This is a genomic window from Bradyrhizobium sp. UFLA05-89 (assembly GCF_059803475.1).
In genome coordinates, this window is record NZ_JBANBA010000034.1 from 1 (window position 1) to 18,545 (window position 18,545).

The 18,545-nt window shown below is 59.2% G+C and carries 9 protein-coding genes and 3 pseudogenes; 6 read left to right on the top strand and 6 right to left on the bottom strand.

Annotation, left to right across the window (positions count from 1 at the left end):
* Positions 1-600, bottom strand: a pseudogene (locus SO139_RS19290) (transposase); the annotation flags it as partial.
* Between the two features lie 257 nt (positions 601-857).
* Complete coding sequence (locus SO139_RS19295) at positions 858-5,771, bottom strand: Ulp1 family isopeptidase (RefSeq protein ID WP_498540362.1); 4,914 nt, start codon at positions 5,769-5,771, stop codon at positions 858-860.
* A gap of 773 nt (positions 5,772-6,544) precedes the next feature.
* On the opposite strand from SO139_RS19295, the gene SO139_RS19300 reads away from it, so the two are divergent.
* The 3 genes and pseudogenes from SO139_RS19300 (at position 6,545) to SO139_RS19310 (ending at position 8,255) form a co-directional block, all read left to right on the top strand.
* Positions 6,545-6,775: a transposase family protein gene (locus tag SO139_RS19300; RefSeq protein ID WP_498540363.1), complete on the top strand. Its 231-nt coding sequence runs from the start codon at positions 6,545-6,547 to the stop codon at positions 6,773-6,775.
* A 131-nt stretch (positions 6,776-6,906) separates the two neighbouring features.
* Positions 6,907-7,102 (top strand): annotated as a pseudogene (locus SO139_RS19305) (ISL3 family transposase); the annotation flags it as partial.
* A gap of 125 nt (positions 7,103-7,227) precedes the next feature.
* Positions 7,228-8,255, top strand: a pseudogene (locus SO139_RS19310) (IS110 family RNA-guided transposase).
* Between the two features lie 849 nt (positions 8,256-9,104).
* On the opposite strand, the gene SO139_RS19315 reads toward SO139_RS19310, so the two are convergent.
* The 4 genes from SO139_RS19315 to SO139_RS19330 all read right to left on the bottom strand — a co-directional run bounded on the left by SO139_RS19315 (position 9,105) and on the right by SO139_RS19330 (position 13,722).
* Complete coding sequence (locus SO139_RS19315; protein ID WP_498540364.1) at positions 9,105-9,407, bottom strand: HU family DNA-binding protein; 303 nt, start codon at positions 9,405-9,407, stop codon at positions 9,105-9,107.
* 826 nt (positions 9,408-10,233) lie between these two features.
* Positions 10,234-10,710: an Lrp/AsnC family transcriptional regulator gene (locus SO139_RS19320; RefSeq protein ID WP_458194561.1), complete on the bottom strand. Its 477-nt coding sequence runs from the start codon at positions 10,708-10,710 to the stop codon at positions 10,234-10,236.
* A gap of 209 nt (positions 10,711-10,919) precedes the next feature.
* On the bottom strand, positions 10,920-12,020 hold the full coding sequence (locus tag SO139_RS19325; protein ID WP_498540365.1) for an NAD(P)-dependent alcohol dehydrogenase: 1,101 nt from the start codon (positions 12,018-12,020) through the stop codon (positions 10,920-10,922).
* Between the two features lie 226 nt (positions 12,021-12,246).
* Positions 12,247-13,722, bottom strand: a complete 1,476-nt coding sequence (locus tag SO139_RS19330; protein ID WP_498540366.1) for a benzaldehyde dehydrogenase — start codon at positions 13,720-13,722, stop codon at positions 12,247-12,249.
* A 389-nt stretch (positions 13,723-14,111) separates the two neighbouring features.
* Here SO139_RS19330 and SO139_RS19335 point away from each other — a divergent pair, with 389 nt between their 5' ends.
* The 3 genes from SO139_RS19335 to hemN all read left to right on the top strand — a co-directional run bounded on the left by SO139_RS19335 (position 14,112) and on the right by hemN (position 18,333).
* Positions 14,112-15,899: a sigma 54-interacting transcriptional regulator gene (locus SO139_RS19335; RefSeq protein WP_498540367.1), complete on the top strand. Its 1,788-nt coding sequence runs from the start codon at positions 14,112-14,114 to the stop codon at positions 15,897-15,899.
* 363 nt (positions 15,900-16,262) lie between these two features.
* Positions 16,263-16,928 (top strand): hypothetical protein, encoded by a 666-nt coding sequence (locus SO139_RS19340; RefSeq protein WP_498540368.1) that lies wholly within the window; start codon positions 16,263-16,265, stop codon positions 16,926-16,928.
* A gap of 70 nt (positions 16,929-16,998) precedes the next feature.
* Positions 16,999-18,333: an oxygen-independent coproporphyrinogen III oxidase gene (hemN, locus tag SO139_RS19345; RefSeq protein WP_498540369.1), complete on the top strand. Its 1,335-nt coding sequence runs from the start codon at positions 16,999-17,001 to the stop codon at positions 18,331-18,333.
* Positions 18,334-18,545: the final 212 nt, after the last annotated feature.

Below are 18,545 nucleotides of genomic sequence, written 5' to 3' on the forward strand. Positions count from 1 at the left end.
CTGGATGAACGAGCCGGCCACGCTGGTTCCACCATGCGCGACCATGTCGATCTCACAAAAACCAGGCGGCGGGTTGGCCCAGTCGTTGAAGGTTCTGATCGGCACCTCGCGTCGAATCGCCGAGTAGAATCCAACCCGCCGCCGGCGCCCCCCAGCAGCCGCAACTTTGACGTCGATTAACATTCGATCGATCGTCGCCGCACTCATCGTTACCAGTAGCGCGCGCTCTTCGCTTGTCGGCCTCAGCCGACCATGCCGCTCGAGTGCAGGCAACAGCGCTGGGATCATCGATACGAGGCGTTTGCCGCAGACGCGATCCGAGGCTTCCCACAGCGCGACCAGCGCGTCGCGCACACTGGCGTATCTGCGCCGCCGACTTCTCGCTGGTTCGGTTGCGCCGGTGACTTCCTCTTTCGATGGCGGTCTGGTTGGATCCCTTGCAAGCGACAGTGCTCGCACCGCGTGCTTGCGATGCCAACCCGTCGTTGCCGTCAACTCATCAAGGATGCGTCCCTTCTCAACTCGCCCTGCCGTACGGTAACGCTTCGCCACCGCCGCCAAAACCTCGCGCCGTGCGCCCATGCTGATCCCGCTTGCCATTGGCGCCACCGACCTGATTCGGTGACGCTGCCCCAGTCATCGGCGCGGAATCCTCCGGTAACATTCTCGATGAGGCAATGCGCCCCGGTCAAATTTGGAAGCCGATTGACAGTCAAGTGCCTGAACCAAGCAACATGGTCTCGCCGCGCTCCTTCCAACTCCTCACCGGCGGGGAACAATGGTATCTCCGCCGGGTGAAAGGGTACGAGGTATTCGTCCTCACATACGAGTTGTGTTGGCCGTCAGCCGTACTGCGCTCACTGCCTGAGGCGGTTTTGCAGCGCGCCCCGATTCGCGACGAGGTGGTCGAGATTCAGCAGCTCTGGCCGTTGTCCTTGCGCCAACTGGCCAACCAGCTCTCGCGTGCCGTCCACCACGTAGACGCCGCAATCATAACTGTTCTGCTGCTGGGCCATGGGGCGTCGCTCGAGGCGGGCATGCAGCGCCTCGGCGAGCTTTGCTGCAGAAGTGTGATTGCGTCCCTCGGCGGAGTCGTAATGATAGGCAACCGGCCCTTCCCGCGCGGCGCGATCAAGGAGCAGCAGGGACCAATGGCGGCCGCCATCATCCTCATCATCATTCACCGGCAAAAACAGAAAGCGTGCGGTATCGTTACCATCCTTGTCGTTCACGATTCCATGCAAGTTTTCCAGGATGACGTCCTCGTTTAGAGTCCTGCGCAGCATATGGGCCGTCGCGGGCTCCACGAAGCGAGTTCGGGCCGCCAAATCCGGATTGTCGCTCTGCAAGTCACGTGACAGGAGGGCGTAATCCGCCGCGATATGCTCATCGCCCAGCCATTCCAGGTCGTCGAGGATCCGCCCGCTCGGTCCGTGGATCGAGGCTGCCGGATCCCAAGTCCCGACTAGAGCATCAGGCGGTGTGCGCGGAAACGCGTAGTCAGCATCGTCACGCAGCTCGTAGGGTGTCAAAGGCGGCTGAGCCGCAACAGGCAATGATGGCGCGGCTTCCCAGGCCGGCCACAGACTCCAATCAAAGTCGGACGGTATCTGAAGCGACCAGGTCGAGGTGGATCCGGCAGGTTCCTGCCGTGGAGCTTGTTCTACCTCCTGCGTCTGCTCATGGCTTGTCAGGCCATTCGGTGGGCCGTCTTCCTCTATCGCCCAAAGCAGATCCTGATCGTCACCTTCCGGAGGGAGCTCCTCTGGCCAGTTATGCTTCAAAGCGACGCGCTCAACGTTTCCCTGGCGGACTATAATTGGTGCTATTCCGCCTTCGGACCGGGAGTCTCGTAGACGATCTAGGGCCGTAGATACTCGATTTTTTCGATCTTTTTCGAAGGCTGCGGCATCGTTGTCCAGCGATTCATCCTCCAAACGATCAGCGATTCCCGACCTGTCGTTTGCAAATAGCCACTGACTGAATCTGCGCAGAGGACGAACATACAGGGTTTTGGCCGTGATTGCCTCGTACCCCGCGCCGATCAGTGCGGGCTCAAGGTCTGCAATAAGGGAGGCGTCCGCAGAGTACAAAGGAGCGGGAATGCGTTTGCTCGCTCCCGCCCGGAGATGTGCGAGCGCCGCAGTGACAGCTCTGTAACCGCCAGCCTCTCTATAAAGATTAGCGTCTGTCTCTAGTTTATCGACGGCCCTGTCGTTAAGTTGGGCAGCAATGCTGTGTTTCTTGTTCTGACGAAGGTAGCGACTGAAATCAGTGAGCAGGCTTGCATAACCTTTAGCTGTACTTGCGGTACCCTCAGTCACGGCTTGCAGTTTGTACTTCTTGATCAGGTCCGCGTCGTCCGGATAGGGAGACTCATCAACCGCCGCTGCAGTCATCGCGACTTGGCTGGCCGACTGGGTCGTCGTGGCGAGACTTTGCGGACTGAAAATCCTCCGCCTTTTGGCCGGCGCGAAATCCGCTGTTCCATGCGCACAGTTGATCATCACCTCTTCGCTTGGCGAAAGGTTGATTATATCTAGCCGGTGCGAAACCGAAGATTGGAAGGCCTCGCCGGGGTTTTGAGCCGGGTAACCACTCGCAGCCGGCTCAAGTGTCATCTGGGCGTTATCCTCCCCAGGTATCCCTAGCCAGCTCAACGTTTGCTCAGAAACCCTCTGGTCATCCTCTCCGGGAGCGAGCTCCACTGGCCAATTGAAAGGCCTTTGTGACGCACCGTGCTGTTCGGCGGTTTCCGCGACCTCACCCCGCCGCTTGATTGGAGCGATTCCGCCGGCCGATTTGAATGCCCGGAGATGGGCTAGTGACAAACCGGCGAAGTACCCACCGCACTTCTTGGCATCCAGGTCCAGCAATTCGCTCTCAAGCTGAGCATTTATCGCTGGTTTCTCGTTAACTAAGAGCCATTGGCTCAGCCTGCGCAGAGCCTGTGCAGTGGCAACTGCGGTCCTCTCCTGGTAACCTGCCGAAATCATCGCTTCCTTAAGCCCAGAGATGAAGGAGGCATCCTCAGGATAGATCGGACGCGTGCTCGGTCCCCGGTCGACACGGAACCGGCGACCAGAATCTGCTTTCGCGTTGATAGAGAACTCGGCTGACGCGCCTAGAGTATGCAACGACGTCGTGCATCCATATCCTCCCGCGTACATCGTGGGCTGCGCCTCCTGCCAGACCGTCTCCAGGTCATCCGTGAAGGCCTGTGGCTCGCGATCGCCCAAGTTATCGCTCCAGCAGAGCCTGCGGTCAGCCGGAAGTGCTTGCGAATCGTCAAAAGCAGGCGTTCTCTCCACTAACGCTAATTCCGTTGTGTCTTGTGGGACTCGCTCATCGTTGAGCACCTCTTCGCATGATGGCTCCTCGAGTTCGATCGCTCGTGTGCCTGTCGGCGATTCTCGCAGGTGAGTCAGTGCGGCACCGATCTTCCGATTGCTATCGGGCTCCTTCCGGTAAGCCGAGACATCTTCATCCAACGATTTGCTCGAAAGCCGAGCAGCAAATCCCGGCTTGTTGCTCCCGCGGAGGTACTCACTGAAACGCCCGAGAGCAGTTGCGTATGTGCTCGTAGTTTTGAAGTTCTTGGTGGTGGTTGCTTTGTACTCTTTAATGAGGGCCGCATCGTTATCGTAAGGATTCAATTCTGCGCGGCTTGCGATGGGCGTGCCGCCGCTTTGCGACTGAGAAGCCCGAAGATGACGCAATGCCGTAAGGATGGACCCGTTCGGAGTCTTGTCGAAGACCTTGGTATCTTCATCCAGTGACTCGTGGTTGAGCCGAGCAGCCATTTCCGGCTTCTTACTTTTGAGGAGCCAACGCCCCAATCTGAGAAGCGCATTGACATTATCCCTGATGGTGCGCGGCTTGAAACCCCGCTTGATGAGTGCTGGCGTTAATCTGTTAATAAGCGATGCATCTTGGGAATAGAGAGGGTCCCCAATGGGACCTACGAAAGCCCAAGGTGACTGGCCCGGCTGCGATGCCGACGCGCCTGGCAGCGTTGCGCCGCCTTCCTGCGATTCCTGGATGTATTCACGCCCGCTCGCCGTCTCCGTTAGTGATGCAGCGACTTGCGCGGTTAGCTCAAGCGCCGACGAAGGGCGGGCTTCATCCATCATCTCCCAAGCCAAACTCTGATCGTCCTCCTCCGCACGGCGGACCTCGGCCACTCCCAGGGACGCGCTGTGCTGCGCAGCATCCTCTCCGACATGTCTCGGCTCTGTCAGGACCACGACGGGATCAGGACCGGCGGGACTCCAGCGCTCGGGCTCTATCGCTCTGACGCCCCCTCGCGACTTGAGGAAATGCGCCAGTGCGGTACGGATTTTCCGTTTGCCACCGGAGTCCTTATAGCCCTCGACATCCTTATCAAGTTCATGCAGCGACCTGGCGGAAATCTGAGCAGCAATGCCAGGCTTGCTTTTTTTGCGCAGATAGCTGCTGAAATCCGCAAGCAGAGTTGCATAGGTCTTGGCGGTATCTTGAGTGATCCCTCCCGCAGGCGCTTTTTTGTACTCGTTGATGAGAGCCGCATCCTTGGGGTAAGGGTTGAGGACGGCGCGTTTCACGAGCGGCGGGGCTACGTCGGCCGACCGGGGAGCCTTGAGACGAGCTAAGGCTGTAAGGAGCGACGAGGAGCCCCAGCTTCTCTCGAACTCTTCGACATCCTGACTGAGCGAGTCGTCGTGCAGGCGAGCGGCAATGCCCGGCTTATCGCTTGCAAAAAGCCATCGAGATAAGTTGAGCAAGTGCTCTCCGTCGGACCCAGCGACGGCCTCTTCAAGGCCGAAAATAAGGGAAGCGTCATCGGAATAGAGAGGAAGCTGGCTGCCATCGACGTAAGCCGCAACTGGCTGAGTCGACGGCAGTAGCGAATCGCACAGCATCGCTCCGCCGTCTTCACCGTATGGAGCGGGCGAGCGGTCCTGCACGCTCTGTTGCAAGATGCCTAGCGAAGGGTCCACTGGGGTACTCGACTGAAAAGGCGACGAGGGGGCCGTTTCGTTCATCATCTCCAACGAAACATCCTGATCGTGACCTTCCGCAGGAAGGACCTCTGGCCAGCTGATAGCTACCTCCGAGAGGCTTTGCTGCGTAGAGGCGTCTCCAATGCACGTCGTCTCGGTCAGGACCTCCTCTTCAGAACCTGAAGCTGTTGGGATAAGACGCTCGACTTCAATCGCTTGCGCGCCCGTTTGGGATTTTCGCAGGCGACCCAATGCGGATACGATCTTGGGATCATACCCGACGCTTTTCTTATATTCGTCGACATCATTGTCCAGCGACTTGTCAGAGACGCGGCCAGCAATGGTCCGTTTGCTCTTTTCGCGTAGGTAGTCACTGAACCTGGTAAGAGCAGTTGCGTTGTTCCGGCCGGTAGCTGTTCGTGTTTCGTTTTTGTACTGCCTGATGAGGGCCGCGTCTTGTGGATAAGGACTTAGCTTAACGACGCCCGTGATCGGCACGACTCCACCCGCGGACTCGGAGGTGCGAAGATGATCTAGTGCCTTACGCACCTTCTTGGTACCGCCCTTCTTTATAAACTCCTCGACATCAGCCGCCAGCGACTCGTCGTTAAGCCGAGCAGCAATAGTCCTCTTCCTGTTCTCAAAGAGCCAGCGGTCGAGAGTGAGAAGATTACTTACGTTGTTCTCTGCGGTGCACTTCGCAGCGCCTCCTTTGACGAGGGCTGACCCAAGCCTCGAAATGATGAGCGCATCTTGGGAATAGACAGGGCGATTGCTGTGACCGACCAAAACCCCAGTCGACTTACTCGGTGCCGAACCGCCTCCACCGCTATTTGGTGCCCCGCTATCTTCTGCCCCGGTCCGTTGCAAGACGGGCTGAGCCTCCGATGCCGATGCACCCGGTCGCCTGGACGGCTGCATCAGCACGCGACCACCTGAATTGCTTGTTTCGCTCAGCTGCTGCTCGAAAGCCGTAGCATCCGCGGACGGAGCCGGTGAGTTCTCTTGCGGGGCCGCCCTGCTCAATTGTTGACGCACCGGGTTTGTTGAGGCGCACTCCATTCGTTCTCACTTTCAAGATGTGGTAGAATTAAATCTTGAGTTTGGGGGCAACTTGCCTCGACGCGGCCTCGTCGGAACCGACAGAAAACCAAGGTGCGTCCCCCTCGACGCGCTCCATGTTCTTGCATTGCGATCGGCAGCTTGTCCTGTGGACACAGCTATGGGCGATAGCTGTCGAGAACCTGACGACAGCCCTGTTCCGAGTGCCGCGTCAGGACAAATGCGTGCACCGGGTTGTTGGGGACGAGGAGGTCACGCCGACGCGGGTGAGCCGTAGGCGCGGTCGCTGGCATGGAAGTTGGCCTTGACCTTGCCGCGAGACTCCCTCGTGCCGGGATGCGGCGCTGGGCGAGCTGATGGCAGGAATTGGCACTCCGCACATCAAGATGAAACGATTATGGAGTTCAGGAGGTGTCATTCGGCCTGCAATATTGGCTCTGACTCACTTTTGATGCAGTTTCGGGGATGTCTGGCGTTTTTGATTGGGGAGAATCAGCGCCATGCAGCAAGCACTCCAGCGCTCCAATTTGGTGCCGAGTGGATTTGTTGTAGAGAGTGCGTACTTCGAAGGTGATAATGCCGTTATTGCGGTCCGGGCGTCGGGAAGCGTTGGTCTGTGTCCATCGTGCGGAACGGTTTCCCGGCGTGTCCATAGTCGATATCGGCGACGTGTGACCGATCTGCCGCTCGCGGGGCGGATCGTCCAGCTCCTGGTAATCGCCCGCCGCTAGCGGAGACCGTCACGATCGCTGCGATCGAAGCTGGCGTACCAAGCTTGGTCGAGGCCGGCGACATCATCGCCGAATTCCACGTGATGATCCGGCGCAAGGTTGAGGAAGGGCTTACCTCATGGATCGAGGGCGCCCGCATCAGTCTCGTCGCCTCGTTCGCGAGCGGCGTCGTCAGGGATGAAGCGGCGGTTAGGGCGGCAATCACCTCGCCTTGGTCAAACGGACAGACTGAAGGTCAGATCATGCGCCTTAAGCTCGTCAGACGTCTAGATGTATGGCCGCGGTAAATTCGATCTGCTTCAGGCCAGACTAATCGGCGCAGAATAATCGGAGCTGCACCAAAACTGCTACAGAGCCAATATTGCAGACGATGACGTAATTGCGGTCGGCGCCCGCGGCACGAAAGGTCCGCTATCTTCAAGCCTTCCGCAATCTTACGAATCGGAGGGGCTATGAAGCAATATGTTGGGCTGGATGTGTCGCAGAAAGAAACGTCAGTATGTGTGGTCGACGAGGTAGGTCAGGTCTTGTTCGAGGGAAAGGCCAAGTCCGACCCCGGGACGCTCTCGGCACTGCTTCGCAAGCGAGCTCCACACGCCGAGCGCATTGGTTTTGAGACCGGGGCGATGGCGAGTTGGCTGTGGCACGAGCTTCGTAGGGTTGATCTTCCAGTGGTCTGTATCGACGCTCGGCATGCGCACGCGGCTTTGTCAGTGCGCATGAACAAAAGCGATCAGAACGATGCTCGAGGTCTGGCCGAATGGTACGGCTTGGCTGGTATCGAGAAGTCAAGATCAAGAGCGAGGAAAGTCAGAGGATCCGTGCGATACTCGTGGGGAGATCTCCGCTCGTTGCCATTCGTCGAGATATCGAGAACCAGGTCCGCAGTCTCATCAAAGAATACGCCTTGCCTGTTCCCTCGTGCGATCGGACTGCAATTCCGCAAGCAGGTTCGCGAGCTATTGGGCGAAGATCATCAGCTCCTCAGTGCAATCGCGCCGCTTCTGTCGATCCATGAGCAGATCTGCAAGCAACAAGGCACATTCGACAACGAAGTCCGCCAGTTGGCGAAGTCGGATGAGGCGACGCCTCGCCTAATGACGGTTCCTGGTGTTGGCGTGGTGACTGCCTTGACGTTCCGCCATACGATCGATGATCCATCGCGCTTCCGATCGGCATCAAGCGTCGGCGCCTATCTGGGTCTTACACCGCGGCGCTGCCAATCTGGCGAACGGATATCAACGGCAAGATATCCCGATGGGGCGACCGTCTGCTCCGGACTTACCTGTTCGAGGCGGCGACGGTGCTGCTTTATCGCACCAAGAAATGGTCTTCTCTCAAGGCTTGGGGAATAAAGCTTGCCAAACGAATTGGCAAGAGAAAGGCAAAAGTCGCCATCGCCCGCAAGATCGCCGTGATTCTCCACTGCATCTGGGTCGATGGCATACCGTTCGATTGGGGTCAGGCGAAGGAAGCCTGATCCTATTTATTAGCTTCTGGTCCGGTTCGCCAGACTGGCGATGTCCGGCTGGGACGGTGGTTGTGACGACCTCGTTCATTCGGCTGGTGGCGGCATGACCGTACCCCGCTGCAGACGTTGAGGCGTCCGCCCCGGACATCATCATGAGGCGCTGCGCGACCTCGGAAAGGACCATGACCCCGGCGATGGCATCAGGCTCAACGACGCCAAGCCGCAACCGAACTGGCATCGTCATCACCCGCGCTCGCCCTGTCTACGTAATGGCGGGCTCCGACAGGTCGAGCGCTACCGCCTTCAAGAAAGGAGACACCACTTGACATCAAACCGCAATTAAAGGTGCGAATGACATATTTTTCCCAGAACAGGCTGTGTATCAAAGCGTCAACCTGTTAGGATTGGGAGACGTGCCATGAAACTGAAGAGTGCACTTCTGGCCACTGCGTTTGCCTTTACGGCAGTGTCTACACTACCGGCGCTCGCCCATGACGAGTGGGACCATGGGCACGGCATTTCATTTCGTCTTGGAGGTTTTTGGCAATCGTCAGCGCCAGCACGGGAATATGCTGGCGCCCGCGGAAAGATCCTTCTGGCCGGCCCTGATCGCAGATAGGGAACTGGTTCCACTGCGCCCGTACGGTCACTTAGCCGGAATACTGGAAATCCTAGGTGTTCGGCCAGCTGTCGCGGAAAGAGCGGTGGGGGAAACGCGATATTCAGCTCCTTGCGGAGATGTGCCGCGTATGATCTGAAACCGTGACGGAGGCCATTTCCCAGGTATTGTCTTTTCCTGACCTGTCAGGCCGAGGGCGTTCACGCGCGTGAGGCTATCCACAGAGGGCGGGAGCTTCATCATATCGCGACTGCGTCTTTAGCAACCTTGAGCGGTGACGCCTTAACCGATTTGCTGGCCGGCTTGGCCGCGAATTCCATCGGCTGCTTAGTGAAGGGATTGACTCCGCTGCGAGCTTCGGTAGCAGGTTTGTTCACGACCGACATTTTGACGAAGCCGGGAATGACGAACTCACCGGACTGGTTCAACTCATTGTAGCCTACAGTTGCCATCTGCTCGATGACTGCCTTTACGTCAGCCTTGGAAATCTGCGTTCCTTGAGCAATTGCGTCAATTAGCTGGTTCTTGGTCATCTTAGGCACGCTGATCTCCTTTGAAAGCACAGAACAATTCAAATGCGTGAAATACGCCGGCTCCGTGACTCGTTCGAGTACGGCAAAACCGCACGAATCGCTTTCCTGTTCACGCGGAGGTTATGAAGAAGTAACGAGCTTAGAACCTATTGGAAGCCAAAACACAAGGATCAGTTCGGTGTATTTCCGGCATCCTGCCTGCTTCTTATACCAGGTAGGTTTGATCGCCGGCTCTTTTCCCGTCTTCTGATCGGGACCGAGAGAGCGCAGTGTTGCCGAGCGATTGCCTATGTGAACCGGTCCCTCCGAAGGTTGATCTCTATGACGTTTTGTTGGCAAGGGTCTCGCTGTAAAAACGGGCGCATTCATCGCTATCTGATGCATCAGTTTCTGGCACGTCGGGGATCCAACCCGGCGGGCGTGCATTTTCTTTTGTCGTCGGCCATCCTCGATCGGATCGCAAACGTGCTTGAGAGCTATTCGGGCAGGCAGCTTTCTTGCATCCGGTGGAGGCGACGCCAAGCGGCAACGTCGAAGTTCTCAACGATACGGGAGACTTCTACCGGTTCTTCGATGCGACGCGGCAGGTGGAGTTTCTGTGCGCGTGCGTTCGTCAGACAATAGAATGGGATCTTGCGTAAGCTGTCGAAGCGAGAGAGAGAGAACAAGTTCGCGGCACTTACGATGAACGAGGCCTCAAGGACAGTGCATCAGAGCGGGAATCTCGGCGTCTTATTGACTTCACATGACCTCGAGCTGCCCGGAGTCGCAGCGTATCGGGGGATTGCGGCTTTGTTACTTGCAGCGTCAAAGATTCGTGGGCTGCGATTCCTTGTCAATCCTCAGGCGGCTCCTCAACAGGAATGGCGAAGCCCGCCTTTACGCGATCTATTATGACCATCGTTTTAAAGCCCTTAATGTCCGTGTTCTCATAGAAGAATCGCCGCGTGAACTGCTCATATTCTTCCATGGTGCCCGCGGTAACGTAGAGGACAAAGTCGGCGTCGCCTGTGACGTAAAATCCATTGACGACTTGAACGGACGATTTGATGGCCTTCTTGAACTTATCGATTATGTCTGAACGCTCCCGTTCCAGGGTCACCAGCACAAGCATCTGAATTGGTTGTCCTACCGCCTTCGGCGACAGGATTGAGACATCAGCTTCGATGATGCCTTCGGAACGGAGCCTCTTCAGTCGTCGTTGACACGCGGTGGCGGAAAGTCCGGCCATTTCGCCGATTACATCTGAAGTTAGGCGGTTGTTCTTTTGCACGATCTCGAGGATGCGCGCGTCTATTCGGTCGTATCGCATAACTAGCCGCTTTGAGATGAATTTCGCCGTCAAGATCCTGTGCGATGGCGAAAATCCTCCGAAAGAAGAGAAAATGCAATGAAAATGCCTTCTTGGAGCGTTCAGACTACCAGAAATCCGCAGCAAGACGTCGAGAAGGCCCTTTTGGAACTGGGTCCGGCGGACGAGGAGCTCGGCTCGGCCCCTCGCCGCTACAAATGACCTTGTGTTCAGTTCATCAGCACGATCGGTTTGATTACGGCGCCGGTCTCCGAATCATGGATCGCAGTGTTGATCTCATCGAGCGTGTAGAACTTGACGAGCTTGTCGAATGGGAAACGGCCGCTGCGGTAGAGATCGATCAGCATCGGAATGAAGACAGCGGGATTGGAGTCGCCCTCGACGATGCCGATCAGGCGGCGGCCGGCGCACATGAAATGCGTCTCGTTGAGCACGATCTCCGCATCCGACGTAGATGCGCCGAGAATGCCGCAGGTGCCGCGCGGGCCAAGGCTCTCCACGGCGTTGCGGATCACCGCAGGCAGGCCGGTTGTGTCGAGGGCGAAATTCAGACCCGTGTCGGTGATCCGCATGATCGCCTCGACCACATTGGTTTGGCGCGGATCGATCACGTGGGTGGCCCCGAGCGACCTCGCAATCTCGAGCCTTGCCGGGTTGACATCGACCGCGATGATGGTGGTGGCGCCTACCACGTGCGCCGCCATTAGCGCTGACAATCCGACCGATCCGGATCCGAACACCGCGAACGATTTTCCGACGGAAACCTTCAGCGCGTTGATCACCGCGCCAGCGCCGGTCTGCACGCCGCAACCGAGCGGCCCAAGCAGCTCGAGCGGGACGTCGGAAGTGACCTTCACCACATTGACCTCGTGGCAAAGCGCATAGGTCGCGAACGACGACTGGCCAAAGAAGTTACCGTTAATCGGCGCTCCCTGCGCCGACAGCGCGCTCGATCCATCCGCGCGCGCTGCAAAGAAGTTGCGCGGGAAGAATTCATGGCAATAGCTGATCGCATGGTCCTGGCAGCTCGGGCACGCGCCGCAGGAATTAAAGGTCATCACCACGCGATTGCCGGGTTTCACCTTGGTGATCTCAGCGCCGACCGCTTCGACGACGCCCGCGCCTTCGTGACCGAGCACGACAGGTAACGGCGTCGGCAGCATGCCGTCGCGGACGACAATATCGGTGTGACAGACGCCCGCGGCCTTTACTTTGACGAGAATCTCGTTGGGGCGCGGGGCCTCGAGGTCAATGGTTTCAAGGCTCAGCGGTGCCCCCTTCTCGCGTGCGACGGCGGCGCGGATCTTCATCTTGGTCTCCAGAGGTGAGGGATTGAAAGGTGGGATGCTCCTAAAGCGCGAATTGGGATGAATCGTCATCGCGCTTTAGGTTTTTGTTTGAGCATGATCTCCGCGCAAACGCGTTCTGCGTTACTCGCGAGGGAAAACCGCTGCACACATTGCGCTAACGCGGCCCTTCGGGTCCGGATCACGCTCTAGCGCGCGGGCGCGGGGAAACTGCACGAGGTGCGGCGGGTCAGAACGGATAGGGAGTCGCCTGCGGCTTCTCCGAGGTCCACATCCATTGCGTAAACTCTTCCCAGATTGCCGGACCGCTGATCCGGCTGCCATTGCCGGAACGACCGCGCCCTCCGAACGGTGCGAACGGCCCGCCATTGACAGTCTGGTCATTGATGTGGAGCTGGCCAACAGCGAGGCGATCGCCCACAGTGCGCGCGCGTGCGAGCGAACCGGAAATCACGCCGGCCGCGAGGCCATAGTCGGAGCGGTTGGCAAGCTTGACCGCTTCATCGTCGGTCGCGAAGCTGACGAGGCACGCGACGGGCCCGAAGATCTCCTCCTCGAACGCGCGCATACCGGGCTTCACGTCGGCCAGCACGGTCGCCTGGTAGTAGCGTTCGTCGTGGCCGCCTCCGGCGAGCAGCCGCGCGCCCTTCGCCACCGCGTCGTCGACGATCGCCTGGATCTTCGCCACCTGCGCGTCGCTGATAATGGGACCGAGCGCAACCTGTCCCGACGACGGATCGCCCGCGGGCAGATGTCGGGCCTTCTCGGTGACCTTCGTCGCCAGCGCGTCAGCGATGCTCGCCTGCACGAGCACGAGGCCGGTCGACATGCAGATCTGCCCCTGATGCAGGAACGTACCCCAGGCAGCATTGGAGGCCGCGACGTCGACATCGGCATCGTCGAGCACGATCAGCGCATTCTTGCCGCCGAGTTCGAGCTGGACTTTCTTGAGATGGCGGCCGGCGACCTCGCCGACCTTGCTGCCGCCCTCCGCCGATCCGGTGAAGGAGATCATCGCGATGTTGGGATCGGCGCACATCGCCTCGCCCGCGGCCGCGCCGCCCGGCACGACTTGCAGCACGCCTCTGGGCAGACCCGCGTGCTCGAAGATGCGGGCGATGATGATGCCGCCGGAGACCGCGGTGCGTGGATCCGGCTTGTGCACTACGGCGTTGCCTACCGCCAGCGCGGCGGCAATGGCGCGGATGGAAAGGACCAGCGGGAAGTTGAACGGCGATATTACGCCGACAACGCCGTGGGGTACGCGCTTCGCAGTGTTCGATCGCCCCTGCTCCATCGACGGCAGCACGATCCCATTGGGCTCGGTCGCAATCGCCGCCGCGTGGCGCACGAAAGCCGCTCCATGCTCGATCTCGATCGCGGCCTTGGGCTGGATTGAGCCGCTCTCGCGCATGATCCAGCCGATCAGCTCCTCGCCGTTCTGCTCGAGCAGATCAGCGGCCTTGTTGAGGATCGCCGCGCGCTCCTGGGGCGGCTTCGCAGCCCATGCCGGCTGGGCCTGGCGCGCTTCGCGCGCGGCCTTGGCAATGTCCCTCGGATCTGCGACGCCGACCGAACCAAGCACGGCGTGCGTCGCCGGATTGCTGATCTCCATCACGCCGCCATCAGTGGTATTCCATCCCCCCAGGAACGCCTTGCCGCGCCAACGGTCGACGGCAATGAAATCACGGGCCTGCATGTTCATCAAAATTTCCTCCCCTCCGCCTGATGCGGATCGATTGAGTGTTCGGTCATTGCGACCGCGGCTTGCCGTGCTGAGGAGAAAGAGGCGCAAGACCCGTTTGCTGGACGCCGCGTGGCAATCGTCACGCGCCGCACTCCTGGTCGAGACCGTGACCCGGTCCTCTTGCTTCGCTTCCTCCCGCGAGCGGCTCAGCAATTAGCAAGGCTGGTGCCAACCGCCGTTAGACGGCCACCCGATTCTTGAAATTACCTCGTGATATCCAATACTTCGGTGAAAATAGCGAACATGGGGAGGTTCAACACGATAGGACTTCCATCGGCCGATTTTCCTGAAATAATGAAGTCCCCTCCGGAAGATATTTCACCATTTAATGAAAGAGTGAGGCCCAGATGGCGGAGCGTGGCTCCCGGATTTCACTGGCGGAGGCGTCCCGCCGAGCGGCCCGGATTGTCACGCGTGGTGCCAGCAGCGAACTCGAAACCGGCGCCGCGCCGACTTTCAACGATCTCGCCGAGTCGCTGCATTTCGCGCTCGGCGACGGCCGCATCTGGCTCAACGACCAGCGGATGGTGCTGATGCAGTCGCAGGTGCTCGGGCGCCTGCGCAGCGAAATCATCGACGCGTTCGGAGTCGAAACTGCGAGAGCGCTGTTCATGCGTGTCGGTTACATGCAGGGCATGCGCGACGCCGAGTTGATCCAGAAGCGCTTCCCGAATGAAGACCTCACGCACGCGCTCGCGGCCGGGCCGCGCGTGCATACGCTGGAAGGCTTCGTCAAGGTGACCACACGGCATTTCGAATTCGACCGCGACAAGTGCACCTATTTCGGCGAATTCCTCTGGGAGGACTCCTCGGAAGCGGCAGAGCACCTCGCGAGTTATGGCCTCGCCAGCGAGCCGGTCTGCTGGCTACAAACTGGCTATCCCTCCGGCTACACCACCAAGCTGTGCGGCTGGCCGGTGATCTTTCGGGAAGTCGAATGCGTCGGCATGGGTGCGCCGCGTTGCGTGGTGGTCGGCCAGCACGCAGATGCATGGGGTGATGACGCGCCTGAGCGCAACTATTTCGGGCTGGAATGGAGGAGCCGCTCTGTGCATCGGGTCGGCAAGGGGCCAATCACGACGACCGAAAGCCCGGCCCGCGCGGACGACAGCGACACAGTCGCAGTCGGCGTCTCCGCTGCGTTCGTTCGGACCCGCCGCCAGCTCGAGCGCGTCGCGGCGACCGACGCCACCGTGCTGTTCGTCGGCGAATCCGGCGTCGGCAAGGAGCTGTTCTCCAGTCAGTTGCACGCCATGAGCCGGCGCAGTACCGGTCCTTTCGTCGCGATCAACTGTGCCGCGATCCCCGAACAGCTTGTCGAATCCGAACTGTTCGGCGTGGAGAAAGGTGCCTATACCGGCGCCATCGCCTCGCGCGCCGGCTATTTCGAACGCGCCTCCGGCGGCACGTTGTTTCTCGACGAGATCGCGTCACTGACCTATTCGGCGCAGGGCAAAGTTCTGCGGGCGCTACAGGAACGCAAGATTGAACGCGTTGGAGGCACGAAGACCACCTCGCTCAACGTCCGCGTCGTGGCGGCATCCAACGTCGATCTGACCGCCGAGGTCGCGGCCGGACGTTTTAGGCAGGATCTCTATTTCCGGCTCTGCGTGTTCCCGATTGCGATCCCGCCGCTGCGGGAGCGACGCGACGACATCCCACTCTTAATGGCGCATTTCATCGGCATCTATTGCGCGCGGCACGGCCGGCACCTGATGGGGTTCAGCCGGCGCGCCACCGACGCGCTGTTCAAATACGATTATCCCGGTAACATCCGCGAACTGCAGAACCTGATCGAGCGTGGCGTCGTCTATGCCGACGACGGCGGCATCATAGATATTGGTCATCTGTTCAGCGGCTCAGAGCTGCTGCCACCATTCTCAATCCAACTCACAAGTGAAGGGCGACTGGGACGCATGCCGCTACTTGGCGTGGATCCACCGTCAGCGGAAGACACCGCCTCTGTCAACGGAGGCGCATCGTCTCCGGATAAGTCGTTTGCTGAGATGGAGGTCGCCGCCTATCGCTCCGCGCTGGCCCAGGCAAACGGAAACGTGTCGGCCGCCGCGCGCCTTTTGAAGATCAGCAGACCAAAACTCGACTATCGACTTCGCCGTCTTGGCCTAAGACCATAGCGACACATCGTTCCACTCGCATTAGTGCAAAGGCGCTTCCAGGTTGGCATCAGATGATGGCGCTTCACTTTTGCGAATCGGCGGTCTGATCGAAGAACCTGGCCTGCAGCACGCTACGTGAGGCGCCAACTCGGGTGGCGAGCTGGTGCGCGGTTCGACTGGTCATCGCACGGGGCGTGCCATGCCATCGGTGGGTCCCTACAGAACCATCAAGCTCGCACTCGAATCCAAGACGTTAGGTAAGGAATCTAACAGGCGCGTTCTGTTGATGCGCTGGATTGTCGGGCTTACGACGAGGCGTCGCTGAGCTGCGCAGGCGAGATTTGCTCCAAGCGCCCCATTTCGCGGGTCCAGCTGGCTGGCATGGTTGTTGCCAACTTCGAATGTCAAACTAACAGGACAAAGAAGATGTTGCGATTATCCGTGGTCACACTGCTCACAGTCCTGCTTCTCCACCCGGCATGTGCCGAGCACACTTCACCGGTGGCGCACAACCTCGGTGGCGCGACAATCGCCGACTTCGCCGGAAAGTGGTCTAATGAGAATCCGAGCAGGGGTATTATCACACACATATTGATCGACCAGCAGTTCGACAAAGCCCTCGTTCATGCATGGAGCAGATGTCGTCCGGCCGACTGCGATTGGGGCATCGCGCAGACGCAGGGTTCCAAGTTCGACTATGGAAGCCTGGAAGTTAAATGGAACTCGGGGTCTTCTGTGAGAAGGGCAAGGTTGACACTCAGCGGACGTGATCGACTGGAAGTAAGGACACAGGTTCGCCACTACGACGACTCCAGTAGATCGGATTATGACGCCGTTGACTACCTCATCCGGACACCTGAGGAGGCGGCGGGCAACAGTGCAATCAAGACTGAGTATTCACCATCTCGCGCCCCGGCCGTTTCAATACCGCGGCCAGGAAGAGCTGCAGTGGCCCTGTCGTGCTTATCAGGAAGCCTCCCACAGCACTCGAACTCAGATGCGTTTCGCGCCGGGCAGACCATCAGCGCGCTTCCATCTCAAGATTGATTGTGCAAGCGCTTGCCGCTCATCGCGACTGAGAGCAGGTGATGCTGACATAGGCAGGGGACAGTGGCCGTTGGATACCTCAACCTTAAACAAGTATTTTGATGCCCGCCTGCCTTGGTACACGATCTATCCAACCGTACCGCAGTTTTCCGATGCGATCGGTGCCAAGGCTTGTGAGACATGGCTGAGGTGCCTGCCCGCCGCCGAGCCAGTATCGCTCTATCTCCACGTTCCGTTCTGCCGCTCGATTTGCTGGTATTGTGGCTTTCCAACGACGATGACTGACCGGGATGCACCGATCCAGGATTATTCGGCGGTGCTGCGTGAGGAAATCCGCTTGGTCGCGGCGCTGGTGCCGCAAGGGTTAGTCGTGAGCGACATACACTTCGGCGGGGGATCGCCCACCCTCATCAAGCCAACAGAATTCTTAGGCTTGATGGAACACTTGCGCGTCCACTTCGGATTCAGGAGATCGGCTAGTATTGCCATCGAGATCGACCCGCGCACATTCACGGCCGAGATGGCCGAAGCTTTAGAAGCAGCCTGCGTGAACCGCGCGAGCCTCGGCGTGCAGAGCTTTGATCCCACTGTTCAAAAAGCGATCAACCGGGTTCAGACTGAGGCGCAGACTGCGGCTGCCGTCGAAAATCTACGCCAGCGTGGAATAAGCCGCATCAACTTCGACCTGATCTACGGTCTTCCAAGGCAGACGGTGCAGTCATGCGTACGAACCGCAACAACGGCCGTGGCCATGCGCCCCGACCGGCTCGCGGTTTTCAGTTACGCGCATATTCCTGCCTTCAGGAAAAATCAACGCCTCATCAACGAGGCAGCGCTACCCGATAGCTTTGCCCGCGCTGAACAGGCGGCGGCCGTGGCCGATACACTGGTCGCTGCCGGTTATCGCCAAATCGGACTCGACCATTTTGCCTTACCTGAGGATGATCTCGCGCTGGCGCAGAAGGCCGGTTGCTTGCGGCGTAACTCTCTGGGGTACTCGGCAGACACCTGTAAAACCCTGATTGGCTTCGGTGCGTCGGCCATCGGCCGCTTGGGCGAGGGTTACGTCCAGAACGAAGTCGCAGCGGGTTGCTACAGCCGGCACATCAGAGCTGGCCGCCTGGCGACATCAAAGGGCTGCCATCTCACCCACGAGGACCGGGTCCGAGGCGCGATCATCGAGCGGCTCATGTGCGATCTAGAGGTCGACGTGCCGGCAATCTGCGCTGCTTACGGATCCGATCCGGCTTCTTTTCTTGATTCAGCTGAACGCTTGGCGAGACTCGCCGAAGACGGGATAGTGGACATTGAAAATGGGTTGATCCGTGTGAGGCGGGAGCACCGCTTTCTAATTCGCTCTGTTGCCGCAGCATTCGACGCTTATCCATACCGCTCGCCCTGTTAGCACATCCAAGCAGCGCAAGCGGTCAACGTGAGTATAGCGACGGCAAAGCCGGCACACCGGAACGAGTGCACCGACGAGACCGGTTTGAAGCGGCCACGACGTGAGAAGACCGTAATAGCGACAGCCGAAGGCGAGCTTCCCGCGAGTGCCGCAGCAGTTCCTTACTTGCGCGACGGGATCGTTACCCGAACGGCCGAGACGCCACTTCCGTG